The 25,069-nt window shown below is 36.9% G+C and carries 25 protein-coding genes; 2 read left to right on the top strand and 23 right to left on the bottom strand.

The genetic code is table 11. The features are described 5' to 3' along the window. Positions 1-6: 6 nt before the first annotated feature. The 14 genes from BK126_RS26350 to BK126_RS29570 form a co-directional block, all read right to left on the bottom strand. Positions 7-2,085, bottom strand: coding sequence for a hypothetical protein (locus BK126_RS26350; RefSeq protein ID WP_076315466.1), 2,079 nt, complete (start codon positions 2,083-2,085; stop codon positions 7-9). After that, positions 2,082-3,929: an ATPase, T2SS/T4P/T4SS family gene (locus BK126_RS26345; protein WP_076315465.1), complete on the bottom strand. Its 1,848-nt coding sequence runs from the start codon at positions 3,927-3,929 to the stop codon at positions 2,082-2,084. The genes BK126_RS26350 and BK126_RS26345 overlap by 4 nt, the downstream gene beginning before the upstream one ends. Continuing rightward, entirely contained in the window at positions 3,922-4,755 is an 834-nt protein-coding gene (locus BK126_RS26340; protein ID WP_076315464.1) for a hypothetical protein, read from the bottom strand. The genes BK126_RS26345 and BK126_RS26340 overlap by 8 nt, the downstream gene beginning before the upstream one ends. A 2-nt stretch (positions 4,756-4,757) precedes the next feature. Then, entirely contained in the window at positions 4,758-5,333 is a 576-nt protein-coding gene (locus BK126_RS26335; protein ID WP_076315463.1) for a hypothetical protein, read from the bottom strand. Further along, the gene (locus BK126_RS26330; protein ID WP_076315462.1) at positions 5,333-6,418 is read right to left on the bottom strand and encodes an SAF domain-containing protein; all 1,086 of its coding nucleotides are present in this window, start codon (positions 6,416-6,418) and stop codon (positions 5,333-5,335) included. Before BK126_RS26330 ends, BK126_RS26335 begins: the two co-directional genes overlap by 1 nt. Before the next feature lie 171 nt (positions 6,419-6,589). Next, a complete protein-coding gene (locus BK126_RS26325) occupies positions 6,590-7,570 on the bottom strand; it encodes a GGDEF domain-containing protein (RefSeq protein WP_076315461.1) in 981 nt (326 codons plus the stop codon). Next, the gene (locus tag BK126_RS26320) at positions 7,567-8,997 is read right to left on the bottom strand and encodes a hypothetical protein (protein ID WP_076315460.1); all 1,431 of its coding nucleotides are present in this window, start codon (positions 8,995-8,997) and stop codon (positions 7,567-7,569) included. The genes BK126_RS26325 and BK126_RS26320 overlap by 4 nt, the downstream gene beginning before the upstream one ends. Positions 8,998-9,124: 127 nt before the next feature. Beyond that, on the bottom strand, positions 9,125-9,583 hold the full coding sequence (locus tag BK126_RS26315; RefSeq protein WP_076315459.1) for a hypothetical protein: 459 nt from the start codon (positions 9,581-9,583) through the stop codon (positions 9,125-9,127). Between the two features lie 229 nt (positions 9,584-9,812). Beyond that, positions 9,813-10,886, bottom strand: coding sequence for a DUF3991 and TOPRIM domain-containing protein (locus BK126_RS26310; protein ID WP_076315458.1), 1,074 nt, complete (start codon positions 10,884-10,886; stop codon positions 9,813-9,815). A 37-nt stretch (positions 10,887-10,923) separates the two neighbouring features. Further along, positions 10,924-13,437: a VirD4-like conjugal transfer protein, CD1115 family gene (locus BK126_RS26305; RefSeq protein WP_076315457.1), complete on the bottom strand. Its 2,514-nt coding sequence runs from the start codon at positions 13,435-13,437 to the stop codon at positions 10,924-10,926. Positions 13,438-13,460: 23 nt separating this feature from the next. After that, entirely contained in the window at positions 13,461-15,410 is a 1,950-nt protein-coding gene (gene mobP3 / locus BK126_RS26300; RefSeq protein ID WP_076315456.1) for a MobP3 family relaxase, read from the bottom strand. A gap of 4 nt (positions 15,411-15,414) precedes the next feature. Beyond that, a complete protein-coding gene (locus BK126_RS26295) occupies positions 15,415-15,786 on the bottom strand; it encodes a ribbon-helix-helix protein, CopG family (RefSeq protein ID WP_076315455.1) in 372 nt (123 codons plus the stop codon). 754 nt (positions 15,787-16,540) lie between these two features. Then, positions 16,541-17,386 carry an ArdC family protein gene (locus BK126_RS26290; protein WP_076315454.1) on the bottom strand — a complete coding sequence of 282 codons (846 nt, stop codon included), beginning with the start codon at positions 17,384-17,386 and terminating at the stop codon, positions 16,541-16,543. 76 nt (positions 17,387-17,462) lie between these two features. Continuing rightward, on the bottom strand, positions 17,463-17,612 hold the full coding sequence (locus tag BK126_RS29570; RefSeq protein WP_179085604.1) for a hypothetical protein: 150 nt from the start codon (positions 17,610-17,612) through the stop codon (positions 17,463-17,465). A gap of 810 nt (positions 17,613-18,422) precedes the next feature. Between BK126_RS29570 and BK126_RS26285 the strand changes: the two genes are divergently transcribed. Further along, the gene (locus tag BK126_RS26285) at positions 18,423-19,277 is read left to right on the top strand and encodes a hypothetical protein (protein WP_076315453.1); all 855 of its coding nucleotides are present in this window, start codon (positions 18,423-18,425) and stop codon (positions 19,275-19,277) included. 83 nt (positions 19,278-19,360) lie between these two features. Here BK126_RS26285 and BK126_RS29565 read toward each other — a convergent pair whose 3' ends face one another. The 5 genes from BK126_RS29565 to BK126_RS26265 form a co-directional block, all read right to left on the bottom strand. Further along, positions 19,361-19,525: a hypothetical protein gene (locus BK126_RS29565; RefSeq protein ID WP_179085603.1), complete on the bottom strand. Its 165-nt coding sequence runs from the start codon at positions 19,523-19,525 to the stop codon at positions 19,361-19,363. A 17-nt stretch (positions 19,526-19,542) separates the two neighbouring features. Continuing rightward, the gene (locus BK126_RS26280) at positions 19,543-19,917 is read right to left on the bottom strand and encodes a hypothetical protein (protein WP_076315452.1); all 375 of its coding nucleotides are present in this window, start codon (positions 19,915-19,917) and stop codon (positions 19,543-19,545) included. 105 nt (positions 19,918-20,022) lie between these two features. Beyond that, on the bottom strand, positions 20,023-20,883 hold the full coding sequence (locus tag BK126_RS26275; RefSeq protein ID WP_076315451.1) for an ATP-dependent DNA ligase: 861 nt from the start codon (positions 20,881-20,883) through the stop codon (positions 20,023-20,025). Between the two features lie 119 nt (positions 20,884-21,002). Further along, on the bottom strand, positions 21,003-21,494 hold the full coding sequence (locus tag BK126_RS26270; RefSeq protein WP_076315450.1) for a hypothetical protein: 492 nt from the start codon (positions 21,492-21,494) through the stop codon (positions 21,003-21,005). A gap of 64 nt (positions 21,495-21,558) precedes the next feature. Next, the gene (locus tag BK126_RS26265; RefSeq protein ID WP_076315449.1) at positions 21,559-21,903 is read right to left on the bottom strand and encodes a hypothetical protein; all 345 of its coding nucleotides are present in this window, start codon (positions 21,901-21,903) and stop codon (positions 21,559-21,561) included. A 320-nt stretch (positions 21,904-22,223) separates the two neighbouring features. Here BK126_RS26265 and BK126_RS26260 point away from each other — a divergent pair, with 320 nt between their 5' ends. Beyond that, positions 22,224-22,655: a hypothetical protein gene (locus tag BK126_RS26260; RefSeq protein WP_076315448.1), complete on the top strand. Its 432-nt coding sequence runs from the start codon at positions 22,224-22,226 to the stop codon at positions 22,653-22,655. Positions 22,656-22,693: 38 nt separating this feature from the next. Here BK126_RS26260 and BK126_RS26255 read toward each other — a convergent pair whose 3' ends face one another. From BK126_RS26255 to BK126_RS26235, 4 genes are all read right to left on the bottom strand, one after another. After that, on the bottom strand, positions 22,694-23,020 hold the full coding sequence (locus BK126_RS26255; protein ID WP_256703055.1) for a YolD-like family protein: 327 nt from the start codon (positions 23,018-23,020) through the stop codon (positions 22,694-22,696). A gap of 5 nt (positions 23,021-23,025) precedes the next feature. After that, the gene (locus BK126_RS26250) at positions 23,026-23,310 is read right to left on the bottom strand and encodes a hypothetical protein (protein WP_179085602.1); all 285 of its coding nucleotides are present in this window, start codon (positions 23,308-23,310) and stop codon (positions 23,026-23,028) included. A gap of 258 nt (positions 23,311-23,568) precedes the next feature. Further along, a complete protein-coding gene (locus BK126_RS26245) occupies positions 23,569-23,763 on the bottom strand; it encodes a hypothetical protein (RefSeq protein ID WP_076315446.1) in 195 nt (64 codons plus the stop codon). A 569-nt stretch (positions 23,764-24,332) separates the two neighbouring features. Next, positions 24,333-25,052, bottom strand: a complete 720-nt coding sequence (locus tag BK126_RS26235; RefSeq protein ID WP_076315444.1) for a hypothetical protein — start codon at positions 25,050-25,052, stop codon at positions 24,333-24,335. Positions 25,053-25,069 lie beyond the last annotated feature (17 nt).

Genomic DNA, 25,069 nt, shown 5'->3' with positions numbered 1-25,069 from the left:
CCCCCCCTATAAACCACCTGTTATCTGCGTTAAATCACCTAACTGCTGATACATCACATATATGAAAGGTACAAACAGATAGATAATGATAGTGGAACCTAGCGGAGTATAGGCTGCCAATTGAGCTGTAGCTACTTTTCTACTAGTTGATTTCTCGTAGTATTCTTGACGTTGCTTAACTGCATAATTCCTTTCAATTCTGATATCATCAAAAGCTTCTTGTATCGGTAACTGATCTGCAGCTTCCTGTAGCCTTTCGACAAGTCTTTCTAAAGGGACAAAATTAACTGTTTCCTTTAATTCCTCCAGAGCCTCTGCAGATCCTGACTCATAATCAAGCAAGCAGTTCATCAATTGCTCTTGGAAAATGTAGCTATCACGCTGCATCCACTCAAGGATCTCGTACACGCTTATTCGTTGGAATTGAGATAGCATCATAATACTTGTTGTAAAGCCATCTACTTCATCTTGCATCTGCCATCTTCTTGATTGCTGCTTAATAGAAAGATAAGCATTTGGAATGGAGTATCCAAGAATAGCTATACCTAAAGCAATCAGTAGCTGATACCAGCGGAAATATTGATTGTTATATTTCTCTACTCGATCCACTATTTGTTGAGCATATTCATTACGATCAATATCTAACTGAAGAAAAGGCTTGTTCTGTGACATTTCCAAAACATAAGGAACTATTTCTTGTGGTTCTAAATCTTTTGAAATAATCTCTCCTATCATTGTCGATTCAAACACATATCTTTCTTTACTCATTTGCTGTTGTGATGTGGTTTGAGAAGCGGTCACATAAATAGATTCGTTCGGATATACAATGTTATGTTTTATTTGAGCAACGATTAGCAATTGAATTATTATTGCTGAGATAAGGGCTATTGCAAATATAGAAGCTTTCCATAAATACAATGACGGAACATCAAGTCTAGAATTCGCGTGTTTCAATTCTTGTTCTACCTGGAATCTTTTTAGTTCATGCGTTTTTGGTGCTAATCTATAAACGATTTTTCTAATCCAGGTTGTCTTAAGAATTTTCTTAAGCCATTTCCCCTCTTCTTTTGCTCCCTGGGGATCTCCGTCTACACTCTTTGCGTTTCTCAGTACTACAAAGGCAACGACAAAGATGATATACAGTAGGACAAGAGAGTATAGCCCCCAATTCGAATTGTAATACTCGGACATAATAGGGAAATTCGTCTCACTCCATCTTCTAATCGGATCGGTCATAAAGATAGGAGACACAGCAACAGCTACCAAACCGGATAATTTTCGATTCAATATTTCTCTTCGATTAATTTCGATATGAAGATCTTCCCTTATGTTACCGAGTGATGCTAAGTATACTGAACTTTCTCCATTCTCAATGCCAGAGTCACCATACTCAGCAACCTTATAGCTGATACCAGCAAAGTCCTTCATATATTTATTAGGTGCTACTTCATAATAAGATTGAAGCTCCGACTCTGGATCCGTTGAGTTCAAAATATCTGCAATTCTTTGAGCATGAGTAGCTATAATATCATCAGAATCTTCTGCGACACGTTCCATACTCTCATTGACCATATAAGTCTTGTGATACTCATGTCTCTGATTCAGAATTAGTTTATCTTCTTCGTACAGCATTTTGAGAGAAGACTTATTTATGAAATAGTCTGTCAAAAATGCCCCTACATACATACTTATAATGATTACTTGTAGCCTAGTTGCCCAAGAGTCTGAAACCAATAATGCAGTTACAGCAAGAAGTAAAACAGTCCCAATAATAGCAAGCGTGTAACCGGAAGCTCTTGAACGAACAAGAGCTTCGTTATCCGCATATATAATGCCTAGTCTGCGCTGCAACTTATTTAGTAACAATCGAATACCTGGAAGCTCTCTTAGATAAGGATAGACTCTATATAGTCGGGCATCCCAATGATTCTTTTTTCCCGGGGTTGGCAGTAACGATTTTAGCTTTTTAATTTCTCTCTTCTTTTTGTTTTTTGAATTTCTTAATAAAAAGATGAAAAATATTAAGGCCCCTATTGGAATGATGAATATTAAAATTGAAAGAAATAGTAATAGCTCTTGACTCATGCTGCATTCCCCCAATGCTTGCTTAAGAAATTCCGGAATAATTCTCGTTCTTCTTCATCCATATTCCCCAGCATTTCAGAAACTTTATCGGGTGTTAAAGAGTCTTTAACCTCATACTTTCCTTCGTTCCAAACAATAACGTCTCTCTCCTCGTAAGTCTTTGCATCTGTAGTACGAGAGGCAAATTCCACAATTGTATCATTAAGGCCCTCAATTTTTTGCTCAACCGTAGTTGCATTCTTGTATTCACGCGAATAAGACCGACTAAACACTGGAACACACTGCGTTATTCGAGATATATACCTTTCTCCAGTACCTGATAGAACACAGTGAACATTAAAATTAAGCCATGAAACTACCTGCTCTTCAGCTGCTTTCTCATCGTTGAAATCTCCTGCTGCTATTAAACTATTGCGTAAAGCATTGATCATTTTTTGGAATGTGTTACCGTGGTGAGTAACAATTGTATACTCCGATGCTACTAAGCCAGCTTGGATAGCAAGACTGACAATTTCATGACTTGAAGCTTCACCTACAATGTTCATGGTTCCATCTGTTTTTTTCGTGATATCCATAATTGCTTGAGCTGAAACTGTAGGCGTTTCTCTTAATGAAAGGATGTTTTTGTGTGGAAACATCTTTCTAAGCCACAGTTCAAAAAATTGTTCTTGCACACGTATGTTTTTGCACTGAATTTTATCGATTAGACCTTTTACAAGCGTTGTTTTACCCGACCCTTGTCTACCTGTAAGAGCAATAGTTTGTGATCCATAAACAAGGAAGGTTAACATTTGAATTGCAAGTTCTGCATTTTGGCCGTGAATTTGTTCAGACAGGCGTACATAAGAAAAATCATGTTTACGGACAAAAAACGCCCAACTTTCCGCTACTTTTGGTCTCAACACAACGACCCGTGATCCATCAGCCATATCATTTGAAATAAAACCTCTTGCCTCATTTAATTGACCTGGATTCCCATAGGTATAAATATTTTGACAGACACGCTTAAGCTCTTTCTCTGATCCAAAGCTTAAAAACTCTAAGTTTATTGAAATTCCCTTGTAAAATATCCAAATGGAATCATAATTTCTAGGTATATAGATTGGTTGGACTTCAAATTCTGTGAAATCTAACGCACTAGCTACAGATTCAGGAATACCACTGACTCCACCACTTACACCCTCTATTTTTTGATCTCTTATTTCATCAATTGGTCCAAATCCTTTATAGTTCTGATAAACACGCTGAACGATAATATTAAGCTTGTCTTCGAAAGATAGTTTCGGCTTCTCCTTATCGTAAATCTCTTTAATTTCTCCACGCGTTATTTGATAGCGTTTCTCGCCGTCCTCCAAGCGCTTCAATGTATTAAGGCCATACTTAGATATCAACTGATTTAATGCATCTTTTTTAAATATCTTTTTATATGAATATAGCAATATCTCGAAACGATCTTGCTCAGAAAGCCGTTCTGGACGATCAAAAGGGATTACTGAATTAATGTTAGTCTCATTAAATCCATAATTTTCTTTTAACATGTCCTTAATGTACAATTTAACGTAATTTTTCGCCGCTATATCCCCATGTAAACAGTTTCTTAAAGCTGCTCTTAATTCTTTCTTACGGTTCTTTCGACGAGCAAACTCTTCTTCACTAGGGTTACCTGCATACGGAGATTCATTTATGATATCTTTGAATGCATTTTTCACAAATATTTCAATCTGCTTTAGGTCAAACCGGTATTCTTCTGTTACTATAGGTTCGTCTTTCTTTTTTCGAAGATAGAAGAATAGAAATGCTCCGATTCCGATTATGATTAGCAGTATCAAAATCAGATTAAGCATAAATCTCTTCAGCCTCCTTAATCGGTCGCATCTGAAGTACGTCCAATAGCATTGAACCTAAATGTCGAACAGATTCAATAAAATATACTTCTTCATCGAATTTCATGAATTTCTTCTCAATGTTCCTAGCACGAAGCAGATAATCTATAATATCTCGGTCGTTTTGTGCATCACGAAATCTTATGTTATATGGTACAACCCCAATTTTTTTGACTGGTATTTTATATTCTCTAGCTATACGCTCCTTGCTAAGCTTCGACTGTCGATCATAGTTCCCGATGCAGTACACAACCTCTTTATCCTTTAAAACTTCTTGCCATTCAGTGTTGTTAAAGAAAGAATCTAGCACCGTTTTATTTTGATTTAAATTTACAACTACTACGTTAGACTTATTGATAACCATTTTAGAACTTTCATTTTGAATTCCTGAAGGTATATCAACAAACATAAGATCATACGCAGTTCGATAGTGATTTAAAAGACTAGGAAGCACTCTTAAGAGCTCTTCGTGCTTTCCTGACAACATTCCTGGCATGAGATCAAGTCTTCCTCTTACGACAGACATCGCGTTATCACGAATGTTTTCTGGTTTTAGCATATAGCTATCGGTTAATCGAAGAAGTCCGTCCATTCCACGATTTAACTCACGAATTTCATCAATCTCAATTGTCTTTGCATACCCTCTTTCTAATGTTGAAAGTTGTAAATGGGTATGTGTAATAAGTAAATGAAAGTGATAATCTATGCCTAACATTGTTGATGTAGCCATCTGATTAGAAGTTGTTCCTGGTTGTCCATGGACGGGAGCAGCAAATGCGACGATCATATCTATCCTCTCTTTCTGGCATAAGCCCAAAGTTTTGCGAGATCTTTGTTAGGGATGTCGTAACCAATTTTTAAATAGTCCTCTACAGCAAGTCTGAATCCTTTTTCCACCGATCTGAAGTTAATTCTTCCATCATGGACCCAATCAATACGACGATAAGTGTCATCTTCATAAACAATGGATGGGACTTCTATTGGAATACTTTTTTCAACATAATCAATACTTACTTTTGAAGGAGATTGTACGATAAGCACTCCACTCGGTAGCACATCATTAACTTGTGTGATCAATCCATCCAAACGGTCAAGTGATTTCTTTTCGTAATTTGTAACTAACAACAAATTATCCAAATGAAATAATGGTATTGAGTAATGAAAATCATATAAGTAATAGTCTGCTGACGTTGTTGCGACTTCTACATCTACACTTATTCCAGATACTTCTCCTTCGAAGTATCGGTAATGTCTATCTTCATCTGTTACAACACTCACTTTTTTTTGTGTGTAAGCCTGTAACATGTATGCCACCGTGAGAACAAAATCATGTTTCTCACAATCACCTACAATTGCATGCCTCATTATTCTTCCCCTCCTAGCATGTTAGGAGCGTTTACGTCTGGGACATCCTCAGATTCCGGTACAGGATAAACTTCAGATTCGTTAGCTTTTGCTGACTGTGAAGAGTCTACGCCAGCTGCTGGGGCATCTATAATGCCATTCACCCCAAGACCTGTTCCACTTGAGTTAGCTGGGTTTTCTGTCTCGTTATAATACACCGCACCGTCATTCTGTTTTCTTTTAGCAACCGCACTACCCATTGGAGCACCGGCCCCAACTCTTACTTTGTCTGTGCTTTCAATCAAGTTAAGTCGATCGTCCAAATTTGCACGAACTGTATCACGCAGTTTCCATTTTGCTTGATCTACAATCTGAGGATTTTGGGCCATCAGATCAAGTACGTCCTGGTTTGGAGTGTATGTAACTTGTGGCTTAGGTTGTAACTCAGGTTCTACATATTGCTTCATGTAAAGTTCTGCATCTTTTATGTATGCATCAACCAAAGCGGACTGTAGTAATAATGCTTCTTCTTCAGTGCTTTGGAAGAATGCATTCTGATTTTCGACATCTACATCTTGCAGTTTCTTTTTAGCAACTACGATATAATCTTCTCCGTTTGGAAATACAATCCGAATATCAACTGTTTCATCAGACTGGATTTTTAAGGGAAGCCTAACATACTGAACTTCTTCTTTTCTTTCACTCGGTTCTAAAGCTCCATCGTCAAAAACCATCTCTTCTGTTATTGCTGTAGAAGCCAAAGCATTGATCTTGATGACTTTACCTACTAATTCGTCTTTCTCTGAAATAACATTTTCAGGTGAAAAGTAGTCAGGTAACATTGTTTCCTGAATATCGACATCTGAAATTGTGTCACCAGCCTCCAAATCTTTGTTCAAGATCCATCCTTTTTTCGACTTCGTTTCGTACTGATCAATCACTATTGCCTGTGCATTAATTTCATTCTCGTACTTGTTCCTCTCGCTTATCAGCTTAGCGTTGTAATAACGGTAAGAGAAAAACCCAACTGATGCGGTTACAAGCAGCACAAGCGTACCGACATAGATAGAATACTTCATAATCTGCTTATTCTTCCGGGACTTCAAGACTATACCACCTTCTTAATTTATTGTTAACTCTTAGAATTATAGAACTTAAGTAGGAAAAGAGCAATACATTAGCAATACATTTGTCACTTACACAACAAAAAAATGCGTACAGAGAACTATGTTTAGAAGGTATCTCTATTCATAGATTGCATCTATACGCATTTAATACTAGTTATATATAACTACTTTGTTTTTACCGCTACGTTTGGCTTGATACATAGCATCATCTGCTAAATCAATTAAATGTTGAGCATTAACCCCCTCAACATGATAAACAACACCCACTGAAGCCGTAATTCCTGTTGTTTCTGGAAGTCTGCTTCTAAATTCCTCTGCTGCTTTATAGATATCCTTCTCAATTAAAAGTGCGACCATTTCTTCACCGCCATACCGACTGGCCACTCCATTCCCTGCTACTACTTCTTGAAGAATTCTTGCTGACTCTATAAGTATACGATCCCCAGCTGCATGACCCTCTGTATTGTTCTTATCTCCAAAGTTATCTAAATCTACGAACATTATTCCAACTTTCTCTCCAGAGCTGATGAAGCTATCAGCATACTCGATAAAAGTCGCCCTATTGTAAAGTCCCGTTAGTTTATCTGTGATGGATACATGATGAATGTTATGTAAATATGCAATTAAACGAACTGTGATAGTATACACAACAATAAGCACTTCCCAAGCTCTCCATGCAAAACTAGGTACAACCATATCTACTAATAAAACAATAAGCAGTGCTGCAGCTGAAGCCATAGGTATGTTCTTCAGCTTATGTTTGTTTTTAGTATAAGAATAAAAAACAGATCCAGCACAAAACAAGATAACCAATATAGCCCCAATGTATCTCCCACCCAGAGCGCCTAACAATGTAATAAGAGTTAAACTTATAGGAATGGAAAACTTCATCCATGATTGCCATGGCATACCCCACAAATGAAGGGCACCAAACCACATACAGCAAATAGCTGCCCATTCTAATCCGATGGATAGATCTTTTAATACCAGGCTTAGAATCAGGCTTAAAATAGCAAAAATAGCGGCATACTGACTTAAATTAAATATCCGTGTAAAAATTGCTGAGTTGTATCTTAATCTAATTTCCCTCGATACTAACATTCCTAGTAATGATAACCCTAACCCAATCATCTCACACCTACTTCCGGAACCAATGTGCCTGCCCATATAAACATAGCTGAAACTAACAGTCCGAAAATAAAAATAAACCAGAGCTTAGCGTTAAATTTCCTTTTCTTTCTTAGGTTAAACAGTTGGCCAACGAATTGAAGAGCAAATTTATCTGGTGAGAATGGATCCGGATGATACGGTATCAGATAATGACTAACTTCAGGATAATAGCTTTTCAACTCTTTCAAGACCTCACTTTGCTTCTTCTCAAGTAACAACTTAATTCTTCTTAGAGTAGCTTCACTTAAATCATCGAAGATATCCGTCATTTTGCTAACATTCCATTTAGCACCTCGAAGTACTAGTAATGGATAATGAGTCCTTGTCCAGTTTTCAAAATCATTCTCTTTTATTTCAGTAATATTCCCAAACCAGAAAATAACGTGAGTGAATTCACCAGATAAAAGCTCTGAATAATCCCAAACCGCTCCTTGTCGCATATAAGAAACGCCTTCACTTTCAAATACATCGGCATGATCATCGTTCAATTTGTCCTTAAAAATGCTTCTCTCTAAAAGCGTTATCTCTTCTTGAGCATCTGCAATAATCAGCGGCTTGTAACCTAGTTCTGCTAATGAAGTTGCCACCATAAATACAATACTCCCTAAATCCACTTCGTTTTCAGCACTCACAATTCCAATAAACGTTGTATCATAATTAGATACTGTTTGTGTCTCTAGCATTGAAGATTCTTCTATTGCTGGTTTGCTTAGAATGTTTGGCAGCTCGAAGTCAAGATCGATATCATCGAAGTTAGGTTTAACTTCAACAATCTCACGTTTCGTCACTTCTCTCTCTACAACCTTTTCAACGGTCACCTCTTTTATTTTTTCAACTATCTTCTCAACTGGTACTTCTTTAATTACTGGCCGATCTATAAATCGTGGCACTTCTTTTATAATCTCAATATGTTTCGGAGCTGGTTCATTCTTTTCTCTCTTAAGTTCATCTAATTGCTCTTCTGTCTTATGTAAAGTCACATCATTTGTGGACTTAAAAGTAACTTCTTTAGAATCGATTACACTCTCTTCTACAGCATTGAAATGTTCCTTAGAGTCCTCAATCACAGTATTGATTACTGCCGGCTGCTCAACTTCTCTCTGAGTTTCTATATATGCCCCCGCTAATTGGCTTCTCACCTTAGCTTCTAACTCATTGAAATTCCCTGTAAATACAACACATTTTATTTTGTATTCTCTTAAAAGTTCCTCTGCTCGCTCTTTCCAGTGAATGCTCTCGTCTATGATGGCAATAGAAATTTCCTCAGAACGAACAAACTCTAAAAGATCCATAAAATGTGAAACATTCCGCAATACATCATAGTCATGAAAAATACTACCCAATTTTGAGTACACATTGTCACTTTTAACAATGACGCATATATTCATAGTGCTTACTACCTCCTTATAAAGTCCCATTATATACTTACTATTTATTAATTAATAGAGCAATCTTTGGTCTGAAAAATGAACCTTTTATTAGGCTCATTTTTTGGCGATTATTCTCAGTTCTATCTCAATTGGGAAGATAATAGCCATACTTCACTTTCCTAACAAGCTTCTTCTTTAATAGAATCCTTAGTGCATTGGCTACTCTGTTTTTTATATTTACCTTATCGGAGTTACTTATTTTAAGCTCGATACGTTCTTCTATACACTTCGGAGTTACTGCCCTTCTAGTTTCACTATGCACTTCTTTCAATATTTCAAAAACGTCGTTATATGTGATAATATCAGGGTTATTTCTATATTTTTCTCGTTTGATTCTCATGTCCTCTTTAATTGATAAAACATCTTTTTTTAAATATCTTCCTCTAATTACACTGTGTAATAATCCTGATTGATCTAGTTGAGTAATTCGAGGCACTGACACATTAAGAATTTCCGCAGCTTCACTACTTGTTACTAGATATTTTTTAAAAAGCTCTCTCCACTCAAGATAAGTAAGTTCGTCTAATTCAATAGTTTGTCTCATATTAACCTCCCTTCTTATCATCCTTTTTAGAAGTATATACATCATAGCCGAATTAGGTATATTAGACTAGAAAATTTTGTTGAATATAGTAAAAAAGAAATAGGTGCACTACAAAAGTAGCGCACCTCGTATCAAAGTAATATATTGTCTTACTTACCTGTCTTACAAACGTCTTACAAATATTTATTCATTGTCTTACTTAAAGTCTTACACTAAGTCTTACATACAATTATCTGCTTCGTACCATTGTATGTTTAATCTCTCTCTGTTTTGTTCTTTCAAGCTTTTTCTGTTTAGCATAATCCTTGATTTGGGCTTCAATATCTTTCTCTTTATCATGAGAGATATCTTTATGAATATCCTTCGTTCTTAACGCACGCAAATCATCGTTCCAATCATTCGCTAATGGAAAAATACTTTGCACAGTATAATGAGAGCCATATCGATCTCTAATTATTTTACTAGCCTCATGCCCTTTTATGTCATGAGGTTTATCCTGACTTGCTCGGTCATTATTTAATGCTGTGATTATCCCTCTGCATGTCTCTGGATGATCTTTCAAAAATTGACGCAAAGCTGTATCATGGAGTCCTCCTAAAGGCAAGAAGCATAGATCAGATATATCTTTTTTCAGCATTTTCATTATATTCACTAAAGATAATGCCTCAATAGGTGATTCAATTACAACGACTGTTCTTGCTTCCGGATTCCCGTAAAAGTAAGGGTAACTCGGATTGCTTCCTTTTTGGTCAGCAACGAACTTTTTATCTGTTAATGTGGACCTTTTTTGAGCCCATACAGGCTCATTATTTCGATCTCTTCCAACGAAGACAACATTGTGATACTCTTTCTCTTCGTATATACGACCCTGTTTAAATTCTTCTAGAATAAGTTCTGCATCCAATCCCCTAGTTTTAGTTAGATAGGCAATGGATCTTCTAAAAGATTCATTTTTTTCAGGTAACTCAAATGGTATTTCTGATTTCTCCTTTAATTCCTTTGGTACATCAACTTTTTTATATTCAGTTCCAACAAGAAGAGAAACGGCTTCTTTAAAGTTTTTTCCTTCAACTTCAACCAAAAAATCGAGAGTATTCCCTCCTTTATTGGTACTTCTTTGGTTCCAGTAATTATTGTTAAACAATAGTCCGCCATAGTCTTTTAAACGGTACTCTCTTCCTTCACGAACTATACTGTAAGGAGGTGTTTTCCCCTGCTTCAGTGCTTTCTCATTTTCACCTTCTAGGTAAGAAAGAAGATCCGTTTGTCTAGCTTTTCTCTTATCTTCATCAGATACTTTCATTGTAGTACCTCCAATATACTTAAAATGAAGATTTTACTTATAAGTCCTCTAATAACTTCTTCGGATCGATTTTTTTAATGTTCAAAGTACTTATCTTAGATACGCTGCTAGAAGCTGCATCTTCAACATTCTTCTTACTCTCACCGGAATCTAATATATCTGATTCAATATTCTCACTATGATTACTACTCATATCTGAGTTATCCATTCTATTAGGAACGAACAAAGTGTCTTCTACGTCTATAGGTTCATCTGAGAAGACTTCTCCTGTTGAAGTATCGACGACTACTGATTCACCATCGGTCAATGTCAAACTTCTTAATGAGGAATCATCGTGCTCTGGTTCAGAAGAAGCGGCAACTTCATTGTTTGCTCCAGCTGATATAGGCTCTATAGCCGCTACGCTTGATTCTATCTCCTCTATGGCATAGCCAATCACAGCCGCTTCAGTTGCTTGATCCTCTCTTACTAGTTCTTCTAAAACTTCCTCTTCAGCTGCAGCTTCACTTGAACTATTTTCTTCAGTACTATCCATGACATGGACAGCACTATTTTCAGAACTATTTGTAAGCTCAGTTTCTGTTTCCTGGGCTGGGAAAGAAATTGAATCAAGAATATCTAGAGCGTTTAGGTTCTTTGTTTGAACCATGAAATTCTCCTGAGCAGCCTCAGCACTAACAGTTGATGGCTCTAGAACAGCTCCGATGACTCGGTTGTAATCCTCTCTGCTGAAAAGCTTATATCCTTTATGTTTAGGAGCAGTCATATCTTTAGCATTACGTTTTTTGAAACCATTTGCTAATGGATGATCGATAAAGGGTGTTTTCAACGTCTCAAACGGATTTGATGCATTTTGAATAATAATGTTCTTCTTTCTTGAATTCTTCTTTATTTCATTGGCTGTTCTTAGTTTCCTTGCCTGGTGCTGCGTGGAAACACTTGATCCTACACCTAACATTGAACCTGGTTGCTTAGAATGAGTTTGAACCTCAATCGTCATATCACCTAGATCCTTTTCCATCTGCTCTGCCGTGCGCGTATCATTTGTACCTAAAAATATAGTAGTATCGCAATTCAAAAGGAGTATCTCTGCATCTTTGTCATAAAGCTTATCTAATTGTGCGCGACCTTGTAGGATAATCTGTAGCGATACTCCTTTAGAACGCATAACTGACGCTCGCTCTGCTATCATCGGCACACGACCAATATTCGCCCACTCATTTCCCAATACTCGAATACCTATTGGACATGTTCCTCCGTTCTCTTCTGCTACCTTCCACCATTGTTGAAAAGCTTGAGTCATAAATAGTGATGTTATAGAAGCAAAGGTTGTATCTCCATCTGGTATGATCATAAATACCGCTGTTTTCTTTCTTCCCATATCATCAAGTTTAAAATCAGATTGAGTAGTCATCTCAGTAATTTCACGATTTGCAAACAATTGAAGCTCTGCCCCGAAACCTATAAGTATACCTGCTCTCGTTTCAGGTGGCGCTTGTTTAAATATCCGGTAGCTTCCAAGCGCTGGATGGTTATAGGGCAAAGACTCAAATAATATATCTAGTTCATCTTCATTGTTATAGGTCATACCTATATGTAAGACATTCGGTATATGTTGCTGCTCAGGTGGCGTCTCATATTTAACAAAAAGGATAACAGCTGTTAAAAGTGCTTTTTCCGCTTTAGGCCAGAACGGATCACCACCAGATTTATCATATCCATTACTAATAATTAAATTAGCGAGTCTTGTAGCTTCGATATCATCAGTGACATAATCTAATCCATTCCACCGATGAGACGACTTCCTGTTAACTAAATTGAATTGGTATACCTCATAACCATTCTCCTCTAGTGATACAGCTGTGTCCCGATATGCTTCCCCTTTCGGATCTACCACAAGCAAGCTATATTCTGTAGGTATCCCTCGATCAACCAAAGCCTGCTTTCTTTTCTTAGACTTAGGTTCGTAAGGTACCATACTGTGAAATATTTGAGTTTTAATATAGGTAAAATCTTTACCTATACCTGATCCACCATAAACCACTATATTCTGATTTATTTCAGAATCTGGTGGAATCGTGATGTACTTCTTACCTCCGAATAATGATTCTTGATACCCAAGAATAACACCAGCTGTATTCCGTTCATTATAGGGATTTCCAGTAACTTCTCCTTTTCTGAATATCTCTTTAGTAGTAGCCCATCTTGCGGTTCCATGACTTCCGTATTCCTGAGCTTCTCTAAAGGTTTTCCTCTTCCATATCCACCCGTAAAATGCTGTCAAAAAAATAATTAAAGATACCGGAAAACTATATAACACCCATTGACCTATTTCGTATTGAAATGGAGATTGCGGCATCCATAATATTTGGTAAGTATCTATTGGATTTAGAAAGTCAGATTTCCATTGCTCCATAGCCGGTCCTAAATCTCCATTGTTCCAATCTGTTCGATCTAATGTTAAAAAAGCAGAGATACCAGCACCTGCTACATACGCATGAAAAAAAACCACAAATATGATGAATGATGTTATTTTTAATGCTTTCTGCACATTACTCCTCCTTCTTTATAAAATCACCGTCGTGATCTTCCATTGTTTCGTTCGCGATCTTCCTGTTCTTTTTCTGCATCAAGTCTGATCTTGTGTAGAGCCTGGAGCTTGGCTCTTTCTCGATCTAGCGCTGCACGTTTAACAAATGAATCCATATGATGCAGTGCATTTTTAAACAAACTATTTGCTATGGACTGCTTATGACCTCTGACAGCAAAATCTCTTTGTTTTTCTGAGCGCCACGGATATTCTGTATTGATTCCTATTTTTTGACTTAGTTCTGAGAAGTCTTTTTTGCTCAATAGGACTTCTCTTCCCCAGTCCCGTGTCTCTATAACATTTTTAAAAGACTTTGCTGATTCTTTATCAATTACTTCTGGATCAATTAGTGAAGAGGAACGCTCATTGTAATCATGGATAACTGTCTTCACTTCATAGGGATTCATTCCACAAGTATAAAGTAAAGTGGAAAGTTGATTTACCAACTTAATATGAGGATTGTGGAATTTCACATTCTTACCTATCGAATCCAGGTCGTAAGCTAATTGCTTTATTCCCTTCATCACCTCTACTGCCTCAGTGTAATATCCTGAAGCTCTAAGGACTAGCTCTGCTCTTTCTTCTCCTAAAGCCGCCTTAAGTAAATAAGCAGTACCTTTGTCTAGTTTTTCTGGTGTCTCCAAATCATTGTTAGACGATTTTATTGGACCAACCATATTTTCTAAGAAGTTCAATTCCAATTTATCCATCACTACTTTAATAATAGAATGATCAATTCCAGCTTTATCTAGATTTAAATAGACACCTTTAGATACTTCAGCTCGTTTATCAAAGAGAACTGGCTTTTGAGCAATTTTCACGGCTTCAATTACTGCCTTGGCTTTTTCGGGATGAATTGAGAATAAATTTTCTCTACCTAATTCGGCAGCAGCTCTTAACACAGATTGAGAAATACGATTGATCATGTCTTCTTTGGCTCGATCTACAGCTTCTTGAATTTGAGACTCCTGATTAGAATAAGGCCGTGCTAACATTTCAGCAGACTTTTCATAATCAGATCTCATAGGATTCATCTGAGATTGTTCATAGATCCATTCTGATATCTTCTTAACTTCATGTTTCACGTTTTCAGGCATAAATTTCAACATGATTCTACCCTTTTTAGGCATTATCCCTGATAGTGCTTCTAATCTAGATATAAGCTCATTTGTTTGTTCCATGTCCATTTTTGCTGTAACGCCATGCTCTACAATTCTCCCAGCATCAAGGCTATGCTCTAAAACCTCTATATTTCCTGTTCTTATCCCTCTAGCAAACTTAACAGCTTCTCGTAACGTAGAAATCCCTCGTTCTTTCATTAGATCCCTAGTAACAGTCTTCAATCTGTTATATTGATCTCGATCAGCAGCATAAATTTTCTGAACAAACTTTTTACGCATCTCGTCTTTAACATGAGGAGTCACTTTCCCAAGTCTCCTTTTAGGATTTTTTTCCCAAAAAACGATATGAGCATGTGGATGTCCGACCTCTGCATGAAAAGCTGCTACCCAACGAAGATTGGTTTCTTGAATCCCCATTTCTTCAGCCGCTCTTGGCAACTGCTGCTTAATAACTTCTTCCCAGGACTCTCTAGATTCCATTTCGAGTCGAGCGGCATCATCTCCATGGAGACTTATAATCGATCTCCAAACCATTCCCTTGTGCTCTGCAAGCTCTTTTTGTATAGCGTGCATATCAACTTCACCATCTCCAGAACTAAATAATCCATGACTTCTTGGCCGCTCATGAGCATACTTGATATGGTGCTCTGGTGTGTCCGGTACAAGCTCCATATCTTTATCAAGCTCATAACCAAGATCTACTCCTGGACGAGTGGCTATGTAGCGGATATGAGCACTATTTTTCTTTCCATTATCCCCTTCTGCCTTGTAGAACTTGATATTAAAGTAAAAGGGGGCTTTAAACGGACGCATGAAATTACGACTCCTTATTTGTTAGATATCCTACAGCTTTTTCTTCAGCACTTTTCAGAGAATCTCTACCATCCAGACCTAATGCTGAAACCGTAACAAGTTGCATGTACATCGCTGTAGCAGCTGCTTTAGTGGTTTTCGCTTGCATCTTAGCAAGTCGATTAAATTGAGGATTCAACTCATCTTGAAGTACTTTTCTTAACATCTTCAAAATCGTATCCAACCCTTGCTCTGCAGAATTAGAAGAGATCCGTTGTTCAACCGCAGAACGTATAAACTCACTCCGATTCATCCCTTGCTTCTTGCACTCAGCGTCTAAACTTTTAAGTAAATCATCATCAAAAAGAACTTGCACCCTCTGTTGTGTTTCTCCCATCGAAATACCTCCTTTCTATCAATACTCATCAAAACACTACCAAGAAATCCCTTGGTATATATAGTATAACATAGTTCTACACTCCTATAAATATGTATTACTAATGAACTATACACATCAAAACACTCATACAAAAAATCCTTTATTTACGTGGCTTTGCCACGTATATGTGAATACGACTGTGTATGCAAATACACAGTCCCTTATCCTGCCTTACATAAGTAAGGAGGAGCGCGAGGAGGTACCTCGCCCGCTTCGCGGACTCCGCACCTCTCCGCTCACGGCCTAAAGGCCGTGTCCCCCTCACTCATGTGCCGGTTTAAAACCGCTGGGCTGGAAAAAAGAAAAACTGCCAGTCAGGCAGCTCCTCTCTACTTTGTTCATCTTCTCACTATTGAAAATCAAAATTCAATTATATTAATCCTGAAAGTTGAATCTATCAAACTATTAAATTTAAGTGTTTTTGTCGTGTCTTACATACGTCTTACTAATGTCTTACGTTGATATAAACGGAAATACCCCAAAGTCTTACATGGTGTAAGACTTTATGTAAGACATGTGTTCAAGCCCTTATTTGATACATTCTTTCGAATTTTGAGTCCTATATTATGGGAAATGGACCTTAGCATGAGACAATATCAAATCTAGCATTTAGGGTTCTCATATAATGATGCTCCAGAAGTTAAAATAGAAGGGTTTGATCTTTTATGATTTGGTATTCAAAAAAAGCCGACCCGTTAGGGTCGGCCGCTTTTTAGCTCGCTTTTACCGTTATATTAGGTTTAATGTTCTGAATGTAGTCTGCCGCTTTCTGAGCTGCATTTGCGGCCATTACTATCAATGTAGCATCATTGTCCAAAGCCTTGAGCCAACCGTTTATATAAGAAGCGCTATTATCGATGGTAGTTTGCTCAATCCCAGCCACTCCGCACAACATGGCCGCTCCGATCTCCGCTACAAGTTCTTCTTTACTATATAGCTCATCTCCAAATTGATTTTTGATAGCACGCTTTAATCTCCGTTCGTGTCCAGTGCTGTGAACAAGCTCATGGAACAATGTACTATAGTATGCTTCTGGGACATTGTAATCCATCAGCGGCGGTACACTCACTTGGTCAAAATGTGGTCTGTAAACCGCTCGACCGCTTTTGTGAATTATCTCAGGTGCATCTGCAAAATCTCGCACTAGTTGCTCCGCTCGTTCGATCGGTTGCATTTCATTCGTGTTCTCTACTGGTGGACGTTTTGAGTTTAGCCCTTCACACTGTGTATTGATTTCGTAAACTCTGTAATATCTTAGAATAGGTATTTTTACTTCTTTACCTTTATCATCCTCGATGTCTTTAGTCATGAAGAAAACAATCAGGGTATAATTTTTTATCTCACTTGGTTTGATTTTACCTCCGCTTTCTTTTATCTGTTTGTATGTAGCGTACTCACCTCCAGACTCTGTAAGGAGTAAGTTAATGCCGCGATAAGGTTTCCCCGTAAACCAGTTCATTGCAATTTGATCAGCTCTCCAGGGTTTTCTCCAAGGAGCAACCCCTTCTTGTAATTTCTTTTTGATTTGCTCGGTTACAATTTGATAAACACTACTCATGTTCATTCCTCCATGTTGTTAAATATTTTAAACTTATAAATAAACGGCAAAGCCTCTACTCTTCCAAAATCAAATTTTAGAAATCCGGTCCGGAATCTTCATCTTCTTCATCGAAATTTCCAAATTCCATCAAGATCATGAAGTCCTTAATAAGCCTGTCTTTTTCGGAATTTGTATCATCAAAATGTTGTCTAAAATATTCAATTACCTTTTCGCGATTTAACATTTTCTTATACACTCCTTAGATGTTGTGGTGGTTTCTTTCTATATACTTATTATACTACATACATACTATGTATACAATACTATAGGAAAATCAGTTACTTTCGTTTTTTTCCCTGACCCGCTGAGCTCTACCTGTTGCGTACATCCGCCAGAATGCAAAATAGCAGCATTAGTGAGTCATACATACGACACAAAGAAATCGAATAAGTCGGCTGTTACGTGGTCGATGTTAACGATAATATGGATGGGCAAAAGCGAATATTGATTATGACATCCGGTTAATCGAATGGATCATATAAACGTAAAAAATCCGGAATCAGTGTTTTGGGACTTCCGGATTTTTCATTCGATGTCTTGGATATTCGGTTTAGGATCTTGGCTCCGTGGCGTGGTGTTAAGCGACAGACAGGAACGTAGAGCGCCTTTGCCGGGACGCTTTCCCCGGCTTAGGCGCTCTCGTTATCGGCTGGAGTAACCCGACAGCGGTGCGTAGCGGCTCTTAGGCGGCGTTTTATGCCGCATTAGAGCCGCTAGCATCAGCCCGTATCAATGGAACTTTCCTCCTTTCTTTATTCTGTCATTAAATTGTGTTCATAGTAAACGATGTAATGTAAGTAGAATTGAATTTTATATTTCAAAAACAATCTCGTTTCCAATAATCAAAACTACCATTATTAGATCCTTTTTATTTTCAGGAGAAAACATAGTTGTAGACTGAGAAAAAAGAGTGTTAGACTGACTGAAAGCGCCTTAAGCTAAGCCGCATGAGAGTTTTATACCGATATTTCACTTTAAACAAGAGAGGTGCTTTATGGGAGAATGGTCAGAACCTAATGGTTTTTCTGCTGTCTTTAGATTAACTAGCTCAAAATATGCTGATGCCTTTGTAGATAAAGGATCGATCAAATTCAACACCCCCCAATCATGGATTGACTACGCAAAAAAATATGGGGATGGACGTGGAGATGGCTTAGAGGGAACCCTAGCATTTTGTGATAGTTTAGATGTTGAACGTATATCTGAATTGACGCAAAAATATGAGTCTAGCTGCATCTTAAACCCTAACACCAGACCATTACTAAAGGAAACAAGCGGAAGACGACTATTTATGAAAGATAAACGCAGTTTAGAATTGCCTTGTTTTTGTGTGTACATCATGAAAAACAGCTTGTTCCCTTCTCCTGATAGTGAGGGAAAACACAGGGTAAGCGGTGTTATTCCAGCTTCATATTTTAGAGACTTTTCAGACAACTCTTTACCGGAAGATATTGAAAAGCTCCCATTAGAAGACCAACCTGCTTTGATAATCATCAAGGACTTTAAGGAATTCAGGAACAGATTATATAAAGCGTTAAGGCAACTTGGCTTGGAAGATGATGAAATAATAATTGGCAATGTATCATATATTGATTTTGAAACCCATGGTCCTTATGGTTGGATGGATTTTGGCCTACAATACCCTAAAGAATTACTGGTAAAAAACATCCGCTTTGCAGAACAAAGTGAAGCACGTGTGATAATTAAAACTAATAAAAAGGAAGTTATTGAGCGCCTAAGCGTTGCACCCATAGAGTTAGGTAGCATGAAGGATATAACACAAGTTTATAAAGGTTACTTGCATGAAGGTATGCGTGTTCAAATGACAGTAGACGTATATGAAGAATGAAGAAAGCATTTATTGTTCAAAATGAAACGGTGACAGTCTAGAACTTTATTTTCTGTTCTAGGCTGTCACCGTTTTTACTAGCTTCAAAGACTTTCAACTAAGTGACTGCATTTATCACAGTTCTCAAGCTGCTGCTTGATGCTCTGGATATTCTCATTTTCCGCTTGTATGGATTTTTTAAGAGACTTAATCAAGACAAATATTACTCCTACTATAAATAATGTTACTCCACCGAATACATACTCCATTTTTTCATTCTCCTATTCTATGTTCTTTTCCAATAGATTTTGGTTGTTTGTGTTACCGATTTAATAAAATCTACTAAGTCTGTATACCCTTCAGTTCTAAAACCAGCTTTATGTAAAGTCATGATGTCATTTAGTTCCCGATTTTTTCCCTCGTAAATTATATATCTCACTCCAGGGAACTTGTTACGATAAGTTTCAAGTATATCGCAGATCCCACTTTTGGAACCCTCAAAAGATTTTAAAAAAGCAGTGTGTTGCATTACTTTACTACGATATATAACTACCTCAGCTTTCTGACTCGTTATCTTTTCATTAATATGATTGGCAAAGTTTACTTGCTCGTAATGTGTGTTTCTACGCCACTCTTGAGTTTTGCTTGCTATCATATTCATACGTTATTAGCTCCTTTCTTATATAATTATTATACTATATACATAGTATGTATGCAATACTTTGTGACAAATAAAAAAAGAGAACCCTATATCATTGGATTCTCCTTATTTATTGTATACATCCTCAACTACTGCCAAACGCATTTTTCCATCTTTAGTATAGTGTCTGAATCTAACCAATATTTCGTGCTCTGGCTTTACTATTGCATATGCTTGATTTTCTTTAATAACGCTTTTTAGAAGCTTTGGATATAGCGCTTTGGCCTTGGAAGTATTTAGTCCATACTTCACCGCTCCTACAGATTCAATATGATCGCCACGCCTAATACCAATGTACCAAGACTTTTCCTTTTTCGAAAAACCAGTAACGATACATCGCTCTCGTTGGTATACCACTACTCGCTCCCATACGCTCTTAGGTCGCTTGCCTGAATGGTATACAGCATCCTTTTTCTTTATTACAATCCCTTCAAGCTGCTCTTGCTTACACAGCTCGTATAGCGGCACGAAACCAGATTCCATGTATCTTATCTTTTTTATAATCTCATTCTCTGATAGTACCTCTTCAAGGATCTCCTTACGTTTCATTAATGGTAACCCTCTTAGATCTTTACCATCATAGGAGAGTATATCAAAAGCCACAAAAGTTAGACCTGGCGTAGGGATCTTTGATCTAGATCGAGATGAAAAGCGGCTCATCATAGCGGAGAAATCAGGCTTACCAGTACTTAGATCACTGACAATAAGCTCACCATCTAAAACCATAGGTGCTTTAGCAGCTCTAGCAGCCGCTGTAGTCACCTCTTCAAAGTTTGATGTAATCTCATTGTTATGCCGTGTAAATATGCGTGTTTTATCGTTAACACTTAATATTGTACGAATCCCATCTAACTTCAGCTCTACAATAGAATCTTTGGATTCATATGCTTCTTTCTGATCTACTAGAAGCATTGGTTCAATGTACATATAATCACCTAACTGTACGTTAACACATCGTTAGTAGCATAAGTAGCGGTAACTGATGGATTGGTTACCTATCTATTTCCATAATAAAAAAAGCGCTATGAGCGCTCATGATCGTAAATCTATGTATCTAATGTTGGAAGAGTTAAAAGATCTGTATTAGGTTCATTGAATGCAGAATGTCCCTTATACCAGCTTTCCAACTCTTCTATTGTTCCTTCCTGGTGCGCTATAAATTCATGATCGCCACGTATGATATAACCTCTATACCTTATCTTCCTTATTTGTCTTTCTTTTAAGTCAAAGTCCCATTTAACTCTATGTAGTAATTGATCTTTGTTTTCAACTACATATAAGAGCTGAATGCCTTTATCTAAACGATCCTTTACTACTCCCTCTTCCCATTTTCCATCGATAAACACTTGAACAACCTCCTCTATGGCAAAGTCACATGACTTAACATCTAAAACTGAATACCTTTCGATTACACCACTTCGATCTTCAAATGCAGCACTCACTTCATCTACTGTGATTTCCCATGCTGAACGCCTTATAAGCATTTTGTTTCTTTTGGTATGAAACAAAATTGGCTTAAGTTGTATTTTCTTACCCATGGTTCCCTCCTATTAGTCTTACATATCATCTTACATTTGTAAGACGATTAATTCCGTATATTATTCATGCTACTTCCTGGAAGGCTATTTTCGGGATATTAACCGTTTTATGAACTCCAAATACATAATCAAGGAACTGAATACCAACAAATTCGAACTCCAATTCTTCAGTAATGAGAAAAGATTTATCCTTATACTCTCCATGTAAAACCTTAAGCACGTTCGTTCTATTCGGGATCAAGAACAAACTAAGATCCTCACGAATACAATCGCCTTTGAATCCTTTAGTAATGATCAATTTATAATTTTCATCTTCTGCAGTACGATCTTCATCATTCTCTAAAAAACCGATGCACTGATATACAAAATGATTGTATTCCTCAAGAGACTTATAGATATATTTCTTCACTTTACTCACTCCTTACGGTATTTCATCACCTCTTTATTATACCATATACATTGTATGTATACAATATTATGTGGATCCAAATATATTAAATTCACTCCTCTCTGACACTTTTTGGTTTAGGAGGATCGAGCAAAAAGATTACCCTTATTCGTTACATTCATTTCCCGATCTCCTTTTACTGTTCATGTCACAAAACTGACTGCTAAACGATATTTAATCCTCGTGATAACAGTCAGCCGTGCTAGAGCGGCAAAAGCGTTATATACCAGCTCGTTCTGCCTATTCTATGAAATCAAACAAAAAAGAGGAGTGTGATTTAATTGTCGAAATCGTATGGTTTCAATGTCAAAAGCAAACAAACACAGGTGGTAGGAGTATTACCTCCTGATCTAATGAAGGAATATTTTCCTTCTTGTAGTGATTCAAATGTGTATTTAACCCCCAGACGAATCCGTCATATCAAAAAGAAACACGCAAAGGATCTATTGTGTTTCGGTAAGCATATTCCTGATATGATTGTTAGACCTGATTACGTTGGTAGATCGGATGAAGAAAACCTAAAGAATAAAGAACATATTGAGCTTTACCTTTTACCTAATCTCATATTACCGATCCATCAAATAAACGGACGATTAATCATAGCGTCCTTTTATCATCTGGATAATCATGAGTACAGATTGAAGGAACGGCTAGACGATAATCGAATCTCTACCTATTCAGATGTAGAGATTCCTTCTCTTCTTTACGCATAAAAAAAGTACATCCGGTTAACAACCGAATGCACCTATTACTAATCCTCTATTGAGATAATATCTCGTAGCTTAAACCATTCACCATCTACCCGGAACCTTTTTCCATATGGATCTAACTGCTCAACAATTCCGATTACATGCGTATCCTCATAATCATCGTATAGCTGAATGTCTATATTACTCTTGACCTGCATGGATTCACTCATAATTCTCACTATGCGTTCTACTTCTTGTTGATCAAAGTTTTTTCGTATTCGTTGTTCTTCTCTTTGCTTCGCTTCTTCTCTTTGTATGAAAGCTTCTCTGTATTCTGGCAGTATCATCCGTGAACTTTCAAAAATTCCATTACCTTGTAGCTTCTTCATAATATTTAATACTCCGTCCAATAATTTGTCGAAGTGTGAGTAGCCGTAACGGATCTTGGCAGATCCGATTCATCTTCCCAACCTTTTAAGAGAACAATACTATCCAAACTCTCTTTATCTTCCCATGCAATGAGAACCTGCTTTTCGAGATTTAAAAGAGCATCCTTTATCTTATTGCCGTCATGCCCCGTTTTGGTTTGCAATTCCTTCATTGTAGGCATTCGTAGGCGTTGTCCTGAGTAGTTATACAATATTCTATGTACCTTTCGTTCAAAATCAGAAATCATCATTCACCCTCCTACAGGAACATTTGTTTGTATATATTATAGACAAACTTACGTTCCCTTATCAATGACAATTATATACATTATCATAAACAAAAAAGAACTAAGCGTTAATTTCGCCAGTCCTTTAAAATGTTATATACAGTAAGTTTATCGCGATCGAAACAATGGTTAAAATGAAGGAATCAACAACCTTCATGATTAAGATGTAATGTCTTACATGGTTGTAAGACATTACATCTTACATCTTTTAACTATATAAGATTAACTCGCTTTTCGTAGGATGGTGTTAGTTTCAGCAGTGGCCACAAAATCTTCCTCAGTGCAATTAACATATTTCACGGATACAATTCGAGTAGTTTCACCTTTCTTGCGATCTGCTAATAGAAATAGAATGAAACATCCTATCCAACCAATAGTGACTGTTGCACCGACAACATGGATAATACTTTCAAACATTTAAATTCCTCCTAGTAAATAATGTGGTGGTTATTACAATTACTATTATACTACATACATAGTATGTATACAATATATTTATAACAAAAAAAGTGTAGCCCTTTATGGACTACACCTTAACGTGAAGTTTCGCTCAAGCTCCTGATATTATTCATTGGCTATTTCCTGGAAGCAACAAAAAATGTCTTACAATAAGGGCAAGCCCTCTGCACTCCCAATATCTATTTTTAGATCTCAACTACGTTTTCTGGATCGTCGACCTGACGGTAGTTACCTCTTGCTTTTACATCATCCCAGTCCATCAAATAGTCACATCGACTACACCAAAACTCCCTAATCAGCGGCTGCCATGACATTTCATTACCGGAACCGCAGTCAGGACATTCTATTATGATTTTCATTCCACGGTAGATTACTTCCATTCTAATTCCCTTTAACTTTCTTATATTGAGATTGATGTAATAATCGGAAATACTCAGATTGATTAGAAGCATGTCCTTCCAGGAAGACATTCGCAAACATATTTTTTTGATGAATATTAAACTTCCTCAGATTTAAAATGTCCATAATTAAGCCTCTTTTGTTGGTGTTTTAATGCTATTGATAAAATAGTACGAGAAAGTCCATATTACAATAATTGAAATAAATGCACCTAAAATTATTTGGCTTGGTAAGATCTCATTTTTAACTATACCCAACATACTTCCGACAAGAAAATCAAAGACGAATTTAATAATAGCAGATGCACCTGTGATCCCTACGTAAAAATAGATGGGTATATAGCATAATCCTGTGACAATCTTTATTACAGTAATCATGGGATGTTTTAATTTGGAAATGACGAGAAAGAAAAGTTCATAGAACACAAACACGGACAACAAAATATAAGCCGTTTGATATGTAACTGGAACATGAGGTAATAAGGTTTTGACTACTGCCAATGATTTGAGATTTTGTTGAGTTAATAATAAAAAACCTATACTAAATATAATAACGAACGGATGCTTTATAATCCAAGTTTTAAGATAATTCATAATGGTATCAGTTTGCTTATTTAAGGAGATTGGTTTCCAATCTGGCTTTTCAAAGCTATACGAACTTATTTGTGATATTTTAAAGGTTAATGCTATCATTCCCGAGAGTGAGATTAATAAGAAAGGGAGTGCGTACAATGTTCTACCCAAGAATGCAGTAAGTGCACCCGACAATAATATAGAAGTACTTAATACAATAAGAATCATTCTTATTCCACTCTTTAAATCATTCACCTTTTTATAATCATCAGTCATCTATTATCACCATCCCA

Source organism: Paenibacillus sp. FSL H7-0326 (genome assembly GCF_001955535.1).
Classification (GTDB): Bacteria; Bacillota; Bacilli; order Paenibacillales; family Paenibacillaceae; genus Paenibacillus; species Paenibacillus shunpengii.
Note: the sequence above shows the minus strand (reverse complement) of the source record. Positions and strands in the feature narration are given on the sequence as shown.

Excerpts from the sequence above, each read along its gene's own strand:
- BK126_RS26350 (WP_076315466.1), bottom strand. The coding sequence starts at position 2,085 with ATGAGTCAAGAGCTATTACTATTTCTTTCAATTTTAATATTCATCATT.
- BK126_RS26345 (WP_076315465.1), bottom strand. The coding sequence starts at position 3,929 with ATGCTTAATCTGATTTTGATACTGCTAATCATAATCGGAATCGGAGCA.
- BK126_RS26340 (WP_076315464.1), bottom strand. The coding sequence starts at position 4,755 with ATGATCGTCGCATTTGCTGCTCCCGTCCATGGACAACCAGGAACAACT.
- BK126_RS26335 (WP_076315463.1), bottom strand. The coding sequence starts at position 5,333 with ATGAGGCATGCAATTGTAGGTGATTGTGAGAAACATGATTTTGTTCTC.
- BK126_RS26325 (WP_076315461.1), bottom strand. The coding sequence starts at position 7,570 with ATGATTGGGTTAGGGTTATCATTACTAGGAATGTTAGTATCGAGGGAA.
- BK126_RS26320 (WP_076315460.1), bottom strand. The coding sequence starts at position 8,997 with ATGAATATATGCGTCATTGTTAAAAGTGACAATGTGTACTCAAAATTG.
- BK126_RS26315 (WP_076315459.1), bottom strand. The coding sequence starts at position 9,583 with ATGAGACAAACTATTGAATTAGACGAACTTACTTATCTTGAGTGGAGA.
- BK126_RS26310 (WP_076315458.1), bottom strand. The coding sequence starts at position 10,886 with ATGAAAGTATCTGATGAAGATAAGAGAAAAGCTAGACAAACGGATCTT.
- mobP3 (WP_076315456.1), bottom strand. The coding sequence starts at position 15,410 with ATGCGTCCGTTTAAAGCCCCCTTTTACTTTAATATCAAGTTCTACAAG.
- BK126_RS26295 (WP_076315455.1), bottom strand. The coding sequence starts at position 15,786 with ATGGGAGAAACACAACAGAGGGTGCAAGTTCTTTTTGATGATGATTTA.
- BK126_RS26290 (WP_076315454.1), bottom strand. The coding sequence starts at position 17,386 with ATGAGTAGTGTTTATCAAATTGTAACCGAGCAAATCAAAAAGAAATTA.
- BK126_RS29570 (WP_179085604.1), bottom strand. The coding sequence starts at position 17,612 with ATGTTAAATCGCGAAAAGGTAATTGAATATTTTAGACAACATTTTGAT.
- BK126_RS26285 (WP_076315453.1), top strand. The coding sequence starts at position 18,423 with ATGGGAGAATGGTCAGAACCTAATGGTTTTTCTGCTGTCTTTAGATTA.
- BK126_RS29565 (WP_179085603.1), bottom strand. The coding sequence starts at position 19,525 with ATGGAGTATGTATTCGGTGGAGTAACATTATTTATAGTAGGAGTAATA.
- BK126_RS26280 (WP_076315452.1), bottom strand. The coding sequence starts at position 19,917 with ATGAATATGATAGCAAGCAAAACTCAAGAGTGGCGTAGAAACACACAT.
- BK126_RS26275 (WP_076315451.1), bottom strand. The coding sequence starts at position 20,883 with ATGTACATTGAACCAATGCTTCTAGTAGATCAGAAAGAAGCATATGAA.
- BK126_RS26270 (WP_076315450.1), bottom strand. The coding sequence starts at position 21,494 with ATGGGTAAGAAAATACAACTTAAGCCAATTTTGTTTCATACCAAAAGA.
- BK126_RS26255 (WP_256703055.1), bottom strand. The coding sequence starts at position 23,020 with ATGAAGAAGCTACAAGGTAATGGAATTTTTGAAAGTTCACGGATGATA.
- BK126_RS26250 (WP_179085602.1), bottom strand. The coding sequence starts at position 23,310 with ATGATGATTTCTGATTTTGAACGAAAGGTACATAGAATATTGTATAAC.
- BK126_RS26245 (WP_076315446.1), bottom strand. The coding sequence starts at position 23,763 with ATGTTTGAAAGTATTATCCATGTTGTCGGTGCAACAGTCACTATTGGT.
- BK126_RS26235 (WP_076315444.1), bottom strand. The coding sequence starts at position 25,052 with ATGACTGATGATTATAAAAAGGTGAATGATTTAAAGAGTGGAATAAGA.